Source organism: Pedobacter sp. 01N416, assembly GCF_056399685.1.
On the sequence record NZ_JBFTRT010001017.1, the window covers coordinates 1 to 644 of the forward strand.

A 644-nucleotide genomic window follows, 5' to 3' on the forward strand; every position below is an offset into this window, starting at 1 on the left:
AAATACAGCCAACCAATTAAAAAAGCTGAACGACGAACTGCAAAAAACAGAAAAGCTGATTACCGAACTGGAGCAGAACGTTAAAAATATTGAAGCAGAATTGGCTGATGAGAATGTTTATGCCAAAGCCGATAAATTAGCAGAAGCCAACAAACGTTATTTAGCGACAAAACAGGAGTTAGACAATAGCCAAAATAAATGGGAAAGTTTAGCTGCTGAGATTATGGAGCTGGAAGGATAGTTTTAGCCCCCTATTAAAGCATATTAAGGCCACAGAAATTCTGTGGCTTTTTTTGTTGCCACGGAAGCGCAGAAACACGGAAACAACATTTAAGACTATGTCATGCTGAGGCACGAAGCATCTGCAACCTAAGTATGCCAACGGATGTTACCATCTGGCTTTGTTTATGAAATTCATCATTTAGCGCCAGATAGTAATATCTGACACCACGGATAAGATTCCCGCCTGCGCGGGAATGACGATCGTGCTAATAGAGCCTCCGATGTTGAGCTTGACGAGGCACTGGAATCTTCCGTGTCCATCCGTGTTTCCGTGGCAACCATCTAATGTGCAGTCAGATGTTACCATCTGACTGATGGACAGATTAGCATTAAATAAATTGTTTATTCAGTTATCATTTAGT

1 protein-coding gene is annotated in these 644 nt (G+C 41.1%); it reads left to right on the top strand.

The genetic code is table 11. The features are described 5' to 3' along the window. Positions 1–241, top strand: a 241-nt coding sequence (locus tag AC1DND_RS29000) for an ABC transporter C-terminal domain-containing protein (protein ID WP_477586448.1), incomplete at its 5' end; no start/stop codon positions are given. Positions 242–644 lie beyond the last annotated feature (403 nt).